We start from the raw sequence: 16,870 nt of genomic DNA on the forward strand, positions 1-16,870 counted from the left end.
ATGATGAAGGACAGGGAAGGATAAGCATAAAGAGATGGGGGGAGTCTTTTTACTCGATTTGGCATTGAATGCCACACAGCGAAAAGATTAACTAAGAACGTATCATACGACAAGGATCATAGGATGATTTTAATCTCTAAAAAGCCAATCGCCTTAGCAACTGTTGCTATTATGGCATTAGGTCTTGCAGGTTGTAACAAAGCCAGCGACAACAAAGCGGCAGGGACTGAAGGTAGCCAACCAGCGGCAGCGGCTACTGGTGAAAAAACGCTCGATAAAATTAAAAAATCAGGGGAAATCGTACTGGGTTACCGTGATTCCTCAATTCCATTTTCTTATATCGCAGGTACGCCAAACCAACCTGTGGGTTATGCTCATGACCTCCAATTAAAAATTGTTGACGCAGTCAAAAAACAATTGAATATGCCAGACCTCAAAGTGCGTTACAACCTCGTAACCTCACAAACCCGTATCCCATTGGTACAAAATGGTACGGTTGACTTAGAGTGTGGTTCAACCACCAACAATGAAGAGCGCCAAAAACAAGTGGCTTTCTCAAACGGTTTCTTTGAGATTGGTACTCGCTTATTAACCGCTAAAGATTCAGGCATCAAAGATTTTGCGGATTTAAAAGGCAAAACCTTAGTGACTACCGCAGGTACTACCTCTGAGCGTTTTATCAAAAAACTCAACGATGACAAAAAAATGGGCATTAACATCGTTTCTGCCAAAGACCACGGCGAATCTTTCTTGATGTTAGAAAGCGGTCGTGCGGCAGCCTTCATGATGGATGACGTACTGCTTGCGGGTGAAAAAGCCAAAGCCAAAGATCCAAACAAATGGGTCATTATTGGTACCCCACAATCGTATGAAATTTATGGCTGTATGATGCGTAAAGACGATAGTGAATTCAAAAAAGTAGTCGATGATGCGTTGGTTGCGACTTATTCATCAGGTGAAATCAACGACATCTACAAAAAATGGTTCATGTCACCGATTCCACCAAAAAACATCAATATGAACTTCCAAATGTCTGACAACTTAAAAGACTTGTTAGCAAACCCACATGACGGCGCGCAACCAAAAGACGTTGCTAATGCAGCCGCATCTGCTACCGTCAACGCCGTAGCAACGGGCGCTAGTAATGTGGCAACCGCTGTGGCATCTGCAAGCAATGCAATTGCAAGTGCAACAAAACCTTAGTTGATGGGATAACAACAAACTAGGTTAGGAAGGTTACTATCCAACATAAAACTGACGTCATCACCTATCAATTGTGGTTACGTCAGTTTTAGTTTTTGGGTAAATCAATTTGCTAGACAGGATTTTGGGGGTGGCAATGAATTATAGTTGGAATTGGGGCGTGTTGCTGCAACCAACAGGTGTAGGCAATGAAGTCTACTGGCAGTGGCTATTAACAGGCTTTAAATGGCTGTTGGTCATTGGTGGGAGTGGCTGGCTGATTGCCTTAATTATCGGTACGATTTTAGGTATTATGCGTACTTTACCAAATAAAACTGCTAGAGCGATTGGTACGGCTTATGTGAGTTTTTTTCGTAACATTCCGCTATTAATACAGTTATTCTTCTGGTTTTATGTGGCACCTACTTGGCTGACACCTGCCTTACAAAAATGGTGGTTTCAGGAGTTAGACCCAAATACCTCGGCGGTGATTTCGGCAAGTATTGGTCTTGGGTTATTTACTGCGGCGCGTATCGTTGAGCAAGTGCGTACGGGCATTGAATCATTGCCAAAAGGGCAGACCAATGCTGCCTATGCGCTCGGGTTCACCTTGCCACAGACGTATCGCCATATCGTCTTGCCACAGGCATTTCGGGTGATTCTGCCACCGATGAGCTCTGAGCTTACCAACTGTTTTAAGAATGCCTCGGTCGCTTCATTGGTCGGGGTTACTGAGCTGATTAGTCAAACCAAAACTATCAGTGAATATACCCAGAACAATATCGAAGTGTATACCTTTACCACGATTATTTATTTATTGTTTAATTTGGTGTTGATTTATTTTATGACTTGGCTTGAGAAAAAATTACGCATCAAAGGTCAAATCGATGGGGGTGGCGCATGAATATGATGGAATTACAAGCCGCAATGCCCGGGTTGATGGGTGGCTTATGGATCACTTTCAAAGTGTTATTTTTAGCTATCATTGGCGGTTTAGCGCTGGGTACGATTCTAGCCTTGATGCGGTTATCAGGGATAAAAATTTTAGCCGTGCCTGCCAAGCTGTATGTCAACTTTTTCCGTTCAGTGCCGCTGCTGTTGGTATTGCTTTGGTTTTATTTTGCTGTACCGATGGTGTACAACTTGGTGACGGGCACGTATTTGACGTTGGATACCGCGTTTACTTCGTGCGTGGTGGCATTTATGGTGTTTGAAGCCGCATATTTTTCTGAAATTGTACGTGCGGGTATCCAGTCAATTGGCAAAGGACAGGTCAATGCTGCTAAAGCCTTGGGTATGACGTATGGTCAGACCATGCGCTTTATTATTTTGCCACAAGCGTTTCGCAAGATGTTTCCGCTACTTCTACAACAGTCGATTATTTTGTTCCAAGATACGACGTTGGTGTTTGCGATTGGCTTGGTGGATTTCTTCCGAGCCTCATACGTGCGCGGTGACTTGATGGGGTTACTCACCCCCTATATCTTGCTGGCAGGGGCGTTTTATTTTGTGGTCAGTCTAACCGCATCGACCGCTGTCAACCACCTACGCAAACGCTTTCGCATGGCTTAATCAATATTGAATAAAGGAAAATAACATGTCAGTAGTTACTAAAATTGATGAAACCACCTGGCTCAACGAATTTGGTGGCTTGGTATCAAACAGTGGACACGCCAGTCCCGATATCATGATTAATGTCAACAAAATCAGTAAATGGTATGGCGACTTTCAAGTATTGACCGACTGTACCGCGCATGTGCATAAAGGCGATGTGACCGTCATCTGTGGTCCATCAGGTAGCGGCAAATCAACTTTAATCAAAACCGTCAATGGGCTTGAAGCCTTTCAACAAGGTGAAATCTTGATTGATGGCATGTCGGTCGGCGCCAAAGCAACCGACTTGCCAAAACTACGTAGCCGGGTAGGGATGGTATTTCAGCATTTTGAACTGTTTCCGCATTTATCCATCTTAGAAAATTTGACCTTGGCACAAATCAAAGTATTGGGTCGTAGTCAGTCTGAAGCGCAGAAAAAAGGCTTGGGTTATCTTGACCGCGTGGGCCTGTCAGCGCATGCCAAAAAATACCCTGCCGAATTGTCAGGCGGTCAGCAGCAACGTGTGGCAATTGCGCGTGCGCTCAGTATGGACCCGATTGCAATGCTGTTTGATGAGCCAACTTCCGCACTTGACCCTGAGATGATTCAAGAGGTGCTTGAGGTGATGATTGAGCTTGCTAATGAGGGCATGACCATGATGTGTGTGACCCACGAAATGGGCTTTGCGCGCCAAGTCGCCAACCGTATTATCTTTATGGATCAAGGTCATATTGTTGAAAACTGCAGCCGTGAAGAATTCTTTGCCGGTGCGCGTAGCGAGCGTGCGAAAGATTTCTTGTCAAAAATCTTAAATCACTAAATATAAAATAAAGTTTATTTCATTAAAAAACGGCAGTCACTGCCGTTTTTTATTATAAAAGTTTGCATTAGCCTAATTGTTCATGAGCGATTCAAATTGCTTGAGTTCCTCTTCCATATAGGCGAGTAATCGTTGGCTATGGGGCAATATTTGGCTACAGGTGACGATACAAAACTCGATTTTATCCACGTAAGTACACAAGGTGATATTCATCGCTTGGTCATTGAGCACAATCGAGGCAGGATACAACGCCTGCAGTTTTGCCCCTTGCCAATACAATGGCTGATGGGAGCCTGGTACATTTGAGATAATCAAGTTAAAACCGCGATAATCGGGAAACAGACCCGTAAGTACCTGCAATCCTGAACGGCTATAAGCAACCCCACTATAAATAATCGACGAGGCTTGCTTCATCCGTGAAAAGCGTTTTTTACTATTTTTGGTGCTGCCATTAATCGTCTTTAACCGTGCAACAGGGTCGGCAAGGTGAGTGGCAAGATTGGCTAAAATAAAGGTAATTTGATTGCCAACGTGTTGGCTTGCGCTATCGTTGTCATCGCGCAGTGATAAGGGTACAAAGGCAATCAAGGGTTTTTTGGGTAAGCCATTGATATCGAGCAAATAACGGCGTAACGCGCCCGAACAAATCGCCAAAATCACATCATTGACGGTCACGGCGTAATGTTTGGCGATGGCTTGAAAACGAATAAGCTCATAAGATTGGGCAGAGATACGCCGTGAGCTTGATACCGGTTGATTGAGGGGGCTATCTGGCGCTTGGGTGGTGGTAATGTAGTCTTTGTGAAATCGCTCCACCACATTTTTACCTAAGGCTTTGATGGCGGGTGGGATAGCCAGCGCTTGCTCTTTGACGACACGCAGAATGGATTTATCTTCTGGTATCAACGCATCGAGTTGGTGACGATGACGGGTCATTAGCGACCAAATTGGCAAGCTAATACGCTCGGTTGGCGATTCTGATAGCGATTTTTTCACCAAACGAATCGCCGCTATCCCATCGACCATAGAATGATGAATCTTAAAATACAACGCAAAACGATTGCCTTCAATTCCCTCGATGATGTGACATTCCCACATCGGTTTGGCACGGTTGAGTAATTTGCTGTGCTCTTGGGACACGTAAGTCAATAGCTCACGGATGCGTGCCGGTTTTGGCAGGGCGATATGGCGAAAATGATGGTCGACTTCAAAATTTTCATCGGTTTTCCACCATGCTAGATGATATAACACTTGGTTAAACGGAAAACTCGGCGGCGTCTTTTGCGTGACCATCTGCTGCACCAAATCACTGACAAAGGTATCGCTTGCGCCATCGGGAATCTCAAACAAGAACAGCCCACCAATGTGCATCGGCTGATTGCGATTTTCAAGTAAGATGAATAACTGGTCAATGGCGGTGAGCAGACGCATGCGATGTCCTTAAGTGTGAAATAATAAATTAGCGGAAAAAATAGCCAGTCTGTGGCGAGCTAGCTTGTGCCATATAGCGTGCTGGCATACGACCCGCCAAGAAGGCTTCGCGTCCAGCCATCACCGCATGTTTCATGGCAGAGGCCATCAATACAGGGTTTTGCGCATGGGCAATCGCGGTGTTCATCAGTACGCCATCACAGCCTAATTCCAAGGCAATGGCGGCATCACTAGCGGTACCCACACCTGCATCCACCAAGACCGGCACTTGGGTCTGCTCAATGATTAGACTTAAAGTATGGCGGTTGAGCAATCCTAGACCTGAGCCAATCAAACTGCCCAATGGCATAATCGCCACACATCCCATGCTCTCTAGTTCTTTGGCAACAATTGGGTCATCTGAGGTGTACACCATCACATCAAAGCCATCATCAATTAAGGTCTTAGCGGCTTTGACAGTTTCGATGACGTTGGGATACAAGTTTTTTTCATCGCCCAATACTTCAAGTTTGACAAGGTTGTGCCCATCCAACAATTCACGCGCTAATTGACAGGTACGAACGGCGCTAGCCGCGTCAAAACAGCCAGCGGTGTTGGGTAGAATGGTGTATTTTTCGGGAGAAATCACATCGAGTAGATTGGGTTCATCTTTTTTCTGCCCGATATTTACGCGGCGAATGGCGACAGTGACGATTTGTGCGCCACTGGCAGCGATGGCTTCGCCTGTTTGTGCCAAATCTGTATATTTGCCAGTACCGACAAGCAAACGAGAGTTAAATGTGCGCGAACCAATGTGTAGCAGGTCGTTTGGGGCGGTCAGCGTATTTTGGCTTGAAGAATTTTGGGTCGCAGGATTTTGAGTTGAAGTAGTTTGGGTCATTGTCATCCCTTTTTAGAGTTTGATTGTCATGGTTATCAATCAGTAAAAAATGCTTTAGTATAACAAAATATAGCTTGTCTCAGGGTCTTTTTGTGCGCCTTGGTAGGATTTGTCCTGTTGATAAGCTACAATGGAACGCATCTTTTCTTGGCTTATTTCATTTGATAATCCCTATGCTAAATCCGATTGCCTTGCCCTATAGTTTTGCCAAACGTCATCAACTGCTGTTGCAATACTCGCAAGATTTAACTGCCCCGCCGACCTTGTTGATGACGGCGGATACCCCCATGGAAGCCATCAACGAAGCCAACCGTTTTGCCAGTCAAGCAGGGGTGCCACTGCCATTGAATTTTGCCATGGCGCAAAGTGATGATTTTGAAAAGCAGTTAGCCGCTGTCTATGCAGGCAACACAGGGGAATCTCAGCATATTGCCGCTGGACTTGAAGACCATCCCGATTTGATGAGTCTTGCTGACAGTGTCCCTGAGACGGAAGACTTGATGGACCAAGAAGACGACGCGCCCATCATTCGCCTGATTAACGCACTATTGTCCGAAGCCATCCGCCTAAACGCCTCAGATATCCATATCGAAACCTTTGAAAAACGGCTATCGGTGCGCTTTCGGGTAGATGGGGTGCTTAAAGAAATCGTCAGTCCAAAACGGGAACTGTCACCACTACTGGTGTCGCGTATTAAAGTGATGGCAAAACTCGATATCGCTGAAAAACGGGTACCGCAAGATGGACGCATCTCATTACGTCTGGCTGGGCGAGAAGTGGATGTGCGGGTGTCGACCTTGCCATCAAATTTTGGTGAGCGTGTAGTGATGCGGCTTTTGGATAAACAAGCGGGTCGGTTAAATATGACCTATTTGGGTTTGTCAGACAATGATTATAGCGAGCTTAAACACTTAATTCATCGCCCCCATGGCATTATTCTTGTCACAGGTCCGACAGGTTCGGGCAAAACCACGACGCTGTACGCGGCTTTAACGGATTTGAACGATAACACCCGTAATATTTTGACCGCTGAAGACCCGATTGAATTTCAGCTAGATGGTATCGGGCAAACCCAAGTCAATAATAAAGTGGACATGACCTTTGCCCGTAGTTTGCGAGCCATGCTACGCCAAGACCCTGATGTGGTGATGGTGGGGGAGATTCGCGATTTAGAGACTGCGGAAATTGCGGTGCAAGCGTCACTCACAGGTCACTTGGTACTCTCGACCCTGCATACCAACACCGCGATTGGTGCGGTGACGCGGCTACAAGATATGGGGGTTGAACCGTTTTTGTTGTCATCAAGCCTCATTGGCGTGGTGGCACAGCGACTAGTGCGTACCTTGTGTCCGCATTGCCACACGTGGACAGCCGCCGATGAATTTCAAAGTCAAATTTTTACTGAAATAGGCGAAGTCGGAGAGATTAAACTGCCAAAACCTGTGGGCTGCGAGAAGTGCAATCAATCAGGGTTTCGGGGACGTACTGCGATTTATGAAGTGGTGCCTGTCGATGACAAACTGCGACAACTGATTCATAGCCAAACAGCCGAGTTTGAGTTAGAAGCCTATGCGCGCAGCAAAACACCGTCAATTCGTGCCGATGGACTCAAAAAAGTATTGGCAGGGAAAACCACGCTGGAAGAAGTGTTAAGGGTGACGAAAGAAAAAGAGATGTGATATATTTTTCTAGTGTTAATGAAAAAATGAATATAGGTCGCTAAATTGATACAAATAACTTTTGACCAAAATAAAGCTGAGAGTAATAAAATCAAACATGGTGTAAGTTTTGATGAAGCAAAAATTGCATTACTTGACCCGAATGCGCTAGTACGTGAAGATTTTGACCAAGATGAACCAAGATTTGTATTATTAGGAATGGCAAATCGCTTATTAGTTGTTGTCTATTGCTATGTGGATAATGATGATATGATTCGGTTAATATCTGCACGAAAAGCAACCAAAAACGAGGAAAAACAATATGCAAACTGAATACGATTTCTCAAATGCTCAAAGAGCGACACAAATTTCTCATCTTAATCGGTTGCGAGAACAACAGCATTTGCTGGATAAAGATGTGAGTGATTGGCTTGCAACCCAAGATGATGATACTAAAAAACATATCAGTGAAATGATTCGCCAAGTAATGGCGATGAAAATTCACACACAATCTACTGTTTAAATTATGTGTTTTAGTCACTGATGCAATGAATAACTTGCATTTTTTCAATTGACAAACGGATAAAGTTTTCGATTTTCTGACAGTGAGTGATATATTGCTTACGGTTATTTTTCGCAAAATAGTCTGCCAAATTATTTAATTCAACGACCAGTGATTTAGCAACATTCGGATAAATCACTGGGTCATTATAAAAGTTATCCAATAGCCAAGTAAGCGTTGAAAAGTTAGTGTTACCTTCGGCTAAACGTAAAATACGTTCGTCCTCATGCGAGATTTGACAATTGATTTTCTCATTGTCACAATCAAACCACATGTCAAATGCCATTATATTAACCTAAAACTTCAACCAACTCACCTTCCACCAAATGCGGACTCATGGCACGTGTGACTTTCACCATCACCAGTTTACCAATCAACGCATCATCGCCTTTGAACAATACCGTTCGCGTATTATCCGCCGTTCCCATCAAAAATTCAGGATTGCGGTCGCCATGTTGCTCCACCAACACACGCACGGTTTGACCCACCATGCCTTGGGTTTTTGCCCAAGTCGAATCGACAATCACCTTTTGAAACTCAGCCAAACGGGCTTTTTTGGTTGCCATATCGACATTGTCGGGCAAGTCTGACGCAGGGGTGCCTGGGCGCTTGGAGTAAATAAAGCTATACGAATGGTCAAAATCCAAATCTTTGGCAAGATTGAGCGTATCTTGGAAATCTTGGTCGGTTTCATTGGGAAAACCGATAATAAAATCGCTTGATAAATACATATCAGGGCGCACCGCGCGCAGTTTGCGGATTTGCTCAATGTAGATATCAATAGTGTGGTTACGCTTCATGGCGGCTAGGATAGCGTTGGAGCCACTTTGCACAGGTAGGTGCAGGTGGGATACCAGTTTTGGTATTTTGGCATACGCTTCGATGATATCATCGCTAAATTCCAGTGGGTGGCTGGTGGTATAGCGAATGCGCTCAATGCCGTCAACGTGCGCCACATAATGCAATAACTCACTAAAACGGCAAATCGTACCATCGTGTTTTTCGCCGCGGTAGCCATTGACGTTTTGCCCCAATAGCGTTACTTCACGTACCCCTTGGCTAGCAAGGCTGTCAATCTCGGCCAGTACGTCATCGAGGGGACGCGAGATTTCTTCCCCGCGGGTGTAAGGCACCACGCAAAATGAGCAGTATTTTGAGCAGCCTTCCATGATAGATACAAACGCCTTAAACCCTTCCACTTTGGGTTCGGGTAAAAAGTCAAATTTTTCAATGCTAGGGAAAGACACATCGACGACGCCGATACGGTTTTTGGGTTTGACATCCAGCTGTTTGGTGGATTGGTCGTACAGTTCTGGCAGGCGATGCAGGGTTTGCGGTCCAAACACCATATCGACATGCGGGGCACGGCTTTGGATTTTATCGCCTTCTTGTGACGCCACGCAGCCACCCACACCGATGACCAGATTCGGGTTTTTCTCTTTAAGCTTTTTCCAGCGTCCGAGTTCAGAAAATACTTTTTCTTGCGCTTTTTCTCGAATCGAGCAGGTATTCATGAGCAGCACATCGGCTTCTTCAGGATTGTCCGTCAGCACCATGCCATGGGAGTCGCCTAGCACATCTGCCATCTTTTCAGAGTCGTACACATTCATCTGACAGCCTTGGGTCTCGATAAACACGCGTTTGACACGAGTATCTGCTGGTGGCCTGGTGGGTTCAACACTCGCCGCTAGCGTTGGCGTTACCAAATTTTGAGTTTTGGAAATCTGTGCTTTTGGGTCAAAAGTAGCAACTGTCATGACTACACCTAAATGTTTCGCCTAAAATAAACCCTTAATTATAACAGATTTTTTTGGCAAGATGCGGTAGTGATTATTTTGACAGCACTAAATAAATGACATCGGTGCTAAAATTGCCAGCCTCATCTATCTCAAAATATTGTCTAACAGGCGCGGCACAATTTTTTTGTAAGGCTCGAATCACTTGTATGCTGGTATCAGGGGTATGCATACGGGCGACCCAACTGTCAAAATTTAACGCCAGTTTTTGCATCTCGACAGTCGTCACGCTAAAGCCGGTGATTTCTGCAAAATACAACCACTCGGCAAGACTATAATCTTTGACATGACTGGGATCGCGGATGGTTTCAATGGTCTGTAAAAAATTATTGAGCACAGGGTTGCTATTGCCCAACACATCGACAATCACCACTTTGCCACCGTCAGCTAGGGCGCGATGCATCTCAAATAGCGCTTGTGGTACATTTTGCCAATGGTGCGCAGAATAGCGCGTGATAATGGCATCAAATTGGTGGTCGGCAAAGGGTAACTTTTCCGCCGTACCGATTTGCGTGGTAATATTGGTTAGGCCGCGTGTTTTGGCTTGGCTGGCGACAACTTCGGTCATCGTAGGGGTAATATCATAAGCAATTACTGATGTGGCAACAGGCGCTACCTGATAACTGACGTGCCCACCGCCACAGCCCAAATCCAATATATGCGCAAGCTTGTGCGTCTCAATCAACTGCTTTATTTTGTCGAACTCAGCGCCTTGCGCATGGACAGCGCTATTAAGGTAGTTGTGGGATTTGTCTTGGTATTGTTGAATATTTAGGGCGTGTTGGGTATGGGTCATGGCTTATCGCATTTATTGGTCGCTAATAGAAGACTTATCATAAGCCAAATAATATATAATTTATAGTTAATTAAATTTAAAATTAAAAAACTATTGGTTATATAAAATAAGTTGCAACATTTTTATACAATTAGTTGAGATTTGGGTAAATTTTTTTTAGTCGACAATCGTTATAATCGCTTCAGCAAGGTTAACCAATTTTTACATTACTTTTGTCATTTTTTGCCTATTTATCTTATTTCTTATTAAAGGTCTTACCAATATATTATGAAAAATCTCAAGCTTTCGATGATTTCATGCGGTGTGATTGCTGTTTTTGCAGAGTCTGCTTGTGCAAGTAGCTATTCTGTAGGGACGCCTAGCACGGCGGATAGTTATTTTAACCAAGCCGAACGTGAAGCTAGCCGTGGCAACTTATCGCAAATGGGCAACTATCAGCAAATGATGGCGGGTGGCAGTCTAGCCATGTATCCAGAATATTGGCAGCTTAATAAAGACTTAGACGCTCAGCCGGCATCAGCGATTGTGAGTTTTGCCAACCGTTATCCACAAACAGCGATGGCAGAAAAATTGGCAGCGGATTATGCGGAAACCAAAGCGCGGATGGGTGATTATGATGCGGTTAGACAAGTGGCGAGCTATGTAACCAATCCTGATGCTAGTGAAGCTTGTGCCATTGCGTTAGGCTTCAATCATGGTGGCGATAGCATGCGCGCTTATACCGAAAAAGGTAATGTTTGGCTCAATACTGATAAAAAATTGCCACAGCTTTGCCAACAGTTGGCGACAGAGCTCAATGGCAATCGCATGGTTAGCAATGATGACCGTGAGCAGCGACTGTACCGTATGCTACGCACGGGCAACAATGGTGACATCGTGCAGCTTGCCAGCCGATTGGGCGTGCAGATGAGCTACAATCAGCTCATGAGCATCAGTAGCAGTCCCAATGCGTTTTTCTCACAAATCGGAAGTATGCCAGCGACCGCCAGCAATCGGTATTTATATTTATATGGCTTAGGGCAACTTGCCAAAAAATCTGTCAGTGAAGCGGCGATGCAGCTCAACTATGATGTGGGGCGAAACCCGCAGTTTTTTGATGCCAAAACTCGTCAATATGCCTACCGTACCTTGGGTGTGGCAAGGATGGGCGTCAATACCGATCAAGGGTTTAGTAGTGACGCGGTTGATTGGATGCAAAAAAGTCTGGGCGTACCATTTAATAATGAAGAAGCCGAAAACTATGCCCAAGCAGCGATACGCTATAGCCGATGGTCAGATTTGGCACAAGCCATTGGCGCAATGGACTATAAAAATCAGCAGCAACCGATATGGCAATATTGGCTTGCCAAAGCCTACAAATTGGGCGGCACTAACCAGCAGCGTCAACAAGCCAATCAGCTATTTAGTCAATTGGCGCAAACCAATGACTATTATGGACTGCTCTCCAAAGACCAACTGGGGCAGCGTTTTGACCGCTTACCGACCAATCCACCGGTGAGCAATAGTGATTACTCACGCCTCGCAAGCGATAGTTTCTTTAATCGCGCATTTACCCTCTATAAACTTGCCGCCAATCCTGCCTATACCAACCGTGAATGGAACTGGGCAGTAAAAAAAGCACGTGACCGTGGTGATGAGACGATGATTTTGGCAGCGGCGCAAACCGCATCGGACATGGGATGGTATGACCGTGCTATCTACGCATTGGAGTCTACCAAAACGATTCCAAATTCGGCACTGGCATTCCCGATGCCCCATCAGTCTAGTGTCGTGCAATACAGCCGCCAAGCAGGCATCGATCCTGCCTGGGCGTATGGCATCATGCGTCAAGAAAGCCGTTTTAATATCGGCGCGCGTTCGGGTGTCGGGGCAGGGGGGTTGATGCAAATCATGCCAGACACCGCGCGCTATATCGCACGTAAATTGGGCGAACCGTATGAGCCATCTCGCGTCGCAGGGGGCGATACCAATATCCGCTATGGTACGTATTATATGGGCGATATTTTAAATAAATTGGGCGGTCAGCCTGTACTAGCCACCGCGGGCTACAATGCAGGGCCAGGTAAGGCCAAAACTTGGCAGCCTGAGAACGGTAGCCTAGCAGCCGATCAGTATGTTGAGACCATTCCTTATGCAGAAACGCGCAATTATGTCAAAGCTGTGATGGAAAATGCGACCAATTATGATGTGCTTCTTGGCGGCAGCAACCAACCGATTAGTCAGCGTATGGGTACCATTGCTGCTAAATATTAAATTAATCTGAATTAAATAAACCTGCTAAATTTTCGCAAAAACAACAGCTAATTGATTGATAATGTTCAATAAATTACTGTTGTTTTTTAGTATATACAGGGTTTACAAAATCTGACCTAGTTAGTATGATTTCAAAAAATTGGCATGACTCATAAACATTAGTTTCGTTTGGCAAAAATTTAGTTATTTCAAGCAAAAAATTAATAAGTCAATGACCATTTTTATCACTTCTATTTTAAAAGCTCACTGTAAATTTAAAAGCTCACTGTAAACGTTAAAGCAACCTGCTTGTTTTTAATCACCAACTATTTGGTTTAATTGTTATGCTGTCATCTTGTCTAAAAACATTACTCGATTTTACCAACTTGCACGCGGCATCACACGCCGCCACATTGGGGTCGTTAAAGATTAGAGCAAAGTTTCAAGATGAGGTGGCGGAAAATTTAGCGAGTTTAGTTATCAACTCAAGTCATCAAAAAAGCGCAAGGTTTAGCGGCTATTTGTCAGTTGGCTGCTTGGCGGTGATGGGTACTATAGCGACCCCAGCTGCCCATGCCGACAGTGTTTTAGGGGTGGAATTATCCCCTGCTGTCTGCAAGCTCAACCCATACATGGGTAATCTTCGCCAATGTATCGAAGGCAACCCGATGACGGTGAATTTTTATCGGGTGGCGAACCAGTCTTGTAGTAATAGCCGTTACAGCATGTCGCCACTGCAAGAAAAGATCACCTCAAAAGTCATTCCAGATGGTAATATTCGCAAAAATATCTGGCAGCAGTATGGCCGCTGTAGTGGCCTAAGTACCCCTAATTATTTTCGTACCATTAACTCGCTTGCCAGTCAATTAAAACTCCCAAAAGAACTCAGTAGCGGTCGCAGTTATCGATTCACGTCCAGTGGCTTGAGCCACCAATTATTATCTTTAAACCCTGGCATGAAACCAAACTCGTTTAATTTTTTCTGTCAAAAAAATAGTGCAGGTCAATCTGTATTGACCTATATTAACGTGTGCTATGACAATAACGGACGGTTTGCCCAATGTGCCACCCGCTCTTACGCCTGTCCTAGTCAATTTTTGATTGATGGTAATTATTGAGGGATGGCGGTATCAATTTTTGCCTAGTTTTAAGCGTTTTTTATTTTGTTCTTTGCCTTACTTTAACCCATAATTGTCAAGCTCACCCGACAATTGACCCCATAAATTTATGGTCTTTGATGGTGACAAGTGATAAACTAGGCAAGCTTTTTTAGACAACTTTTTCTGCTTTTTTCACTGCCTTGCTTTTGCAAAGGATCTTGTACTTATCATAATAGGAGCTTTCAATGAAACAGCCTGTTCGTGTTGCGGTGACTGGTGCTGCTGGTCAAATCAGTTATTCATTATTATTTCGTATCGCATCGGGTGATATGTTAGGTAAAGACCAACCTGTCATTTTACAATTATTAGAAATCACGCCAGCCTTAGAAGCCTTAAAAGGTGTGGTAATGGAACTTGAAGATTGTGCATTCCCATTGCTAGCAGGCGTCGTACAAACTGACGACGCTAATGTTGCGTTCAAAGATGCGGACTATGCACTACTTGTGGGTGCCCGTCCTCGTGGACCAGGCATGGAGCGTAAAGATTTGCTCGAAGCCAATGCCGCCATCTTCTCTGCACAAGGTAAAGCGTTAAATGACAACGCTAGCCGTACTGTCAAAGTATTGGTTGTGGGTAACCCAGCCAACACCAATGCCTTAATCGCACAGCGCAATGCCCCAGACTTAGACTCACGTAACTTTACAGCGATGACACGTCTTGACCACAACCGTGGTATGGCGCAATTGGCAGAAGAAACTGAAACTACTGTGAATGACATCAAAAAAATGATCATTTGGGGTAACCACTCTTCAACCCAGTACCCAGATTTGACCTTCACGACTGTAAAAGGTCAACCTGCCCTAGAGCAAGTACAACGTGATTGGTACGAAGGTACTTATATCCCTAACGTACAACAACGTGGTGCTGCCATCATTAAAGCACGTGGTGCCTCATCAGCGGCATCTGCTGCAAACGCTGCGATTGCACACATTCGTTCATGGGCACTAGGCACCGACGAGAATGATTGGGTATCTATGGGTGTTTACTCAAACGGTGAATATGGCATCCAAAAAGGTCTTATCTATTCATTCCCATGTACTTGCCAAAATGGCGATTGGAAAATCGTTGAAGGGCTAGACGTTTCATCGGCTTTCTCACAAGAAAAAATGAAAGCCACCGAAACTGAATTGGCTGAAGAGCGTGATGCGGTAAGCCACTTACTTCCTAACTAATTAGGTTAGAATATTTTAACCGAAAAAAACCAGTCTCATTAGGCTGGTTTTTTTACATGAAATAACCACACTATACAATCAAATCACATTTTTTTTACCCAATTTTGGCTACAATGGTCTAACGGTAAGAATAACCCATGGCACTTTTTTGATAATTTTTGACTAAAATGAGTGCTAAAAAATAATGATATTACAATAACCATTGATACTTTTTAGAGTACTAGGAGAACTACAATGATGACAGATGGCGAAAGAAACATTAATATGTTGTTTGAACAAATGGGTATGGATGGCGATGATGCTGCGGTTGAACAATTTATTCAAGAAAATCAACTGGCGCAATCAGTCCAGCTGAGCGATGCACCTTTTTGGAGCGACAACCAACGTAAATTTTTAAAAGACGAATACCGTGCAGATGCAGGTTGGATTGAAATCATCGATGAGCTCAACACCCGTCTACACAAAGATGCCATGGATGCACAAAAACTGGCTAAATAAGTCATTTTAATACTGTCAAAGGTATTTTCTAAATGTATTACAAACTAACTAAAAAACCCAATCACTGATTGGGTTTTTTACCTTGTTAAAACAAGTGGTCAAAATAATTAGGGAGCCAATTTTTTTAAATGGGCAATACGGTCATCAAGGGAGGGATGGCTGGCAAATAACTGGGCAAAACTAAATCCCCCTTTACCTTCATTAATCGCAAAGGCTTTCATGCCTTGTGGCATATAGTCGGGATGCTGGCTGGCAGGTTTTAACGCTTCTAAGGCAGCAATCATGTTGTATTTACCCGCCAAACGCGCGCCTGCTTCATCCGCACGGTATTCACGGTAACGAGAGAACCACATGACAACCGCTTGTGCAGCAATACCAAACACAATATCTAACACCATACTGGTAATGTAATAGCCCATGCCAGGTGAATTGCTGTCATTTTTAAATACCGCCTGATCTACAAATAAACCCACAATGCGCGCAAAGAACATCACAAAGCTGTTAACCACTCCTTGCACAAGCGCTAAGGTCACCATATCACCATTGGCAACGTGACCAATTTCATGGGCAAGTACCGCTTCGACTTCTTCTTGGTTCATCGATTGTAGTAACCCAGTCGATACCGCAACCAAAGCTTTGTTTTTATTCCAACCTGTCGCAAAGGCATTGGGCGATGGATTATCAAAGATACCCACTTCTGGCATATCAATATTGACGTTTTGCGCTAAACGGCGAACCGTTTCGACCAGCCAAACTTCCAACTGGGTAGCAGGCTGTTCAATAACTTGCGTACCTGTAGAGCGTTTTGCCAACCATTTTGACATCAACAGCGATACAAAAGACCCTATCATACCGTAGATGAAACACATCACCAGCAGGCTAGTCGTGCCTGTGCCGCCCAAATTGAACCCTAGCATTGGCGCGATGACATTCATGACGATACCAAACACCACCATTACCGCTAGGTTAGTTAAAAGAAATAAGCCAATTCGTAACATGACGGTTTCCTAAAGACAATCAAACGATTAAATATACTTATCGATAATAAGTTAACTATGATATGTAGTATAATAGCGTTTAATGCAAC

Annotated in this window: 17 protein-coding genes; 11 read left to right on the forward strand and 6 right to left on the reverse strand. The window is 44.3% G+C overall.

Translation table 11 applies throughout. From position 1 onward, the window contains the following. Positions 1 to 123 precede the first annotated feature (123 nt). From ACAM37_RS02175 to ACAM37_RS02190, 4 genes are all read left to right on the forward strand, one after another. Positions 124 to 1,203: a glutamate/aspartate ABC transporter substrate-binding protein gene (locus ACAM37_RS02175; protein WP_096489271.1), complete on the forward strand. Its 1,080-nt coding sequence runs from the start codon at positions 124 to 126 to the stop codon at positions 1,201 to 1,203. A gap of 136 nt (positions 1,204 to 1,339) precedes the next feature. Then, positions 1,340 to 2,086, forward strand: a complete 747-nt coding sequence (locus ACAM37_RS02180; protein ID WP_040404072.1) for an amino acid ABC transporter permease — start codon at positions 1,340 to 1,342, stop codon at positions 2,084 to 2,086. Then, a complete protein-coding gene (locus ACAM37_RS02185) occupies positions 2,083 to 2,754 on the forward strand; it encodes an ABC transporter permease subunit (RefSeq protein WP_050324714.1) in 672 nt (223 codons plus the stop codon). Before ACAM37_RS02180 ends, ACAM37_RS02185 begins: the two co-directional genes overlap by 4 nt. A gap of 115 nt (positions 2,755 to 2,869) precedes the next feature. Next, entirely contained in the window at positions 2,870 to 3,598 is a 729-nt protein-coding gene (locus ACAM37_RS02190; protein WP_143351114.1) for an amino acid ABC transporter ATP-binding protein, read from the forward strand. Positions 3,599 to 3,670: 72 nt separating this feature from the next. Here the strand turns inward: ACAM37_RS02190 and ACAM37_RS02195 are convergent, their stop codons facing one another. Together ACAM37_RS02195 and ACAM37_RS02200 are read right to left on the reverse strand one after the other, a co-directional pair. Beyond that, the gene (locus ACAM37_RS02195; RefSeq protein ID WP_007116976.1) at positions 3,671 to 5,029 is read right to left on the reverse strand and encodes a WS/DGAT/MGAT family O-acyltransferase; all 1,359 of its coding nucleotides are present in this window, start codon (positions 5,027 to 5,029) and stop codon (positions 3,671 to 3,673) included. 28 nt (positions 5,030 to 5,057) lie between these two features. Next, positions 5,058 to 5,909: a thiazole synthase gene (locus ACAM37_RS02200; protein WP_256999041.1), complete on the reverse strand. Its 852-nt coding sequence runs from the start codon at positions 5,907 to 5,909 to the stop codon at positions 5,058 to 5,060. 173 nt (positions 5,910 to 6,082) lie between these two features. Between ACAM37_RS02200 and gspE the strand changes: the two genes are divergently transcribed. Genes gspE through ACAM37_RS02215 form a run of 3 tightly spaced genes read left to right on the forward strand, consistent with a single transcriptional unit; the run spans position 6,083 to position 8,090 of the window. Then, the gene (gene gspE / locus ACAM37_RS02205; protein WP_369626431.1) at positions 6,083 to 7,588 is read left to right on the forward strand and encodes a type II secretion system ATPase GspE; all 1,506 of its coding nucleotides are present in this window, start codon (positions 6,083 to 6,085) and stop codon (positions 7,586 to 7,588) included. 45 nt (positions 7,589 to 7,633) lie between these two features. Continuing rightward, positions 7,634 to 7,900 carry a BrnT family toxin gene (locus tag ACAM37_RS02210; protein WP_050324716.1) on the forward strand — a complete coding sequence of 89 codons (267 nt, stop codon included), beginning with the start codon at positions 7,634 to 7,636 and terminating at the stop codon, positions 7,898 to 7,900. Then, positions 7,890 to 8,090, forward strand: coding sequence for a hypothetical protein (locus ACAM37_RS02215; protein ID WP_065253323.1), 201 nt, complete (start codon positions 7,890 to 7,892; stop codon positions 8,088 to 8,090). The genes ACAM37_RS02210 and ACAM37_RS02215 overlap by 11 nt, the downstream gene beginning before the upstream one ends. 10 nt (positions 8,091 to 8,100) lie before the next feature. On the opposite strand, the gene ACAM37_RS02220 is transcribed toward ACAM37_RS02215, so the two are convergent. The 3 genes from ACAM37_RS02220 to ACAM37_RS02230 all read right to left on the reverse strand — a co-directional run bounded on the left by ACAM37_RS02220 (position 8,101) and on the right by ACAM37_RS02230 (position 10,721). Beyond that, positions 8,101 to 8,415 carry a hypothetical protein gene (locus ACAM37_RS02220; protein ID WP_099834346.1) on the reverse strand — a complete coding sequence of 105 codons (315 nt, stop codon included), beginning with the start codon at positions 8,413 to 8,415 and terminating at the stop codon, positions 8,101 to 8,103. A gap of 4 nt (positions 8,416 to 8,419) precedes the next feature. After that, positions 8,420 to 9,886, reverse strand: a complete 1,467-nt coding sequence (gene miaB, locus ACAM37_RS02225) for a tRNA (N6-isopentenyl adenosine(37)-C2)-methylthiotransferase MiaB (protein WP_099834345.1) — start codon at positions 9,884 to 9,886, stop codon at positions 8,420 to 8,422. A 73-nt stretch (positions 9,887 to 9,959) separates the two neighbouring features. After that, positions 9,960 to 10,721: a class I SAM-dependent methyltransferase gene (locus tag ACAM37_RS02230; protein ID WP_099834344.1), complete on the reverse strand. Its 762-nt coding sequence runs from the start codon at positions 10,719 to 10,721 to the stop codon at positions 9,960 to 9,962. 267 nt (positions 10,722 to 10,988) lie between these two features. Here ACAM37_RS02230 and ACAM37_RS02235 point away from each other — a divergent pair, with 267 nt between their 5' ends. From ACAM37_RS02235 to ACAM37_RS02250, 4 genes are all read left to right on the forward strand, one after another. Beyond that, the gene (locus tag ACAM37_RS02235) at positions 10,989 to 12,974 is read left to right on the forward strand and encodes a lytic transglycosylase domain-containing protein (RefSeq protein ID WP_369626432.1); all 1,986 of its coding nucleotides are present in this window, start codon (positions 10,989 to 10,991) and stop codon (positions 12,972 to 12,974) included. Between the two features lie 323 nt (positions 12,975 to 13,297). Then, positions 13,298 to 14,071 carry a T2 family ribonuclease gene (locus ACAM37_RS02240; RefSeq protein WP_369626433.1) on the forward strand — a complete coding sequence of 258 codons (774 nt, stop codon included), beginning with the start codon at positions 13,298 to 13,300 and terminating at the stop codon, positions 14,069 to 14,071. Between the two features lie 227 nt (positions 14,072 to 14,298). Continuing rightward, the gene (locus ACAM37_RS02245) at positions 14,299 to 15,285 is read left to right on the forward strand and encodes a malate dehydrogenase (protein WP_099834341.1); all 987 of its coding nucleotides are present in this window, start codon (positions 14,299 to 14,301) and stop codon (positions 15,283 to 15,285) included. A 234-nt stretch (positions 15,286 to 15,519) separates the two neighbouring features. Then, positions 15,520 to 15,783 carry a DUF2789 family protein gene (locus ACAM37_RS02250; RefSeq protein WP_050324722.1) on the forward strand — a complete coding sequence of 88 codons (264 nt, stop codon included), beginning with the start codon at positions 15,520 to 15,522 and terminating at the stop codon, positions 15,781 to 15,783. A 107-nt stretch (positions 15,784 to 15,890) separates the two neighbouring features. Here ACAM37_RS02250 and htpX read toward each other — a convergent pair whose 3' ends face one another. Continuing rightward, positions 15,891 to 16,781: a protease HtpX gene (gene htpX / locus ACAM37_RS02255; RefSeq protein WP_369626434.1), complete on the reverse strand. Its 891-nt coding sequence runs from the start codon at positions 16,779 to 16,781 to the stop codon at positions 15,891 to 15,893. Positions 16,782 to 16,870: the final 89 nt, after the last annotated feature.

Source organism: Moraxella sp. K23, assembly GCF_041154765.1.
GTDB lineage: Bacteria > Pseudomonadota > Gammaproteobacteria > Pseudomonadales > Moraxellaceae > Faucicola > Faucicola tetraodonis.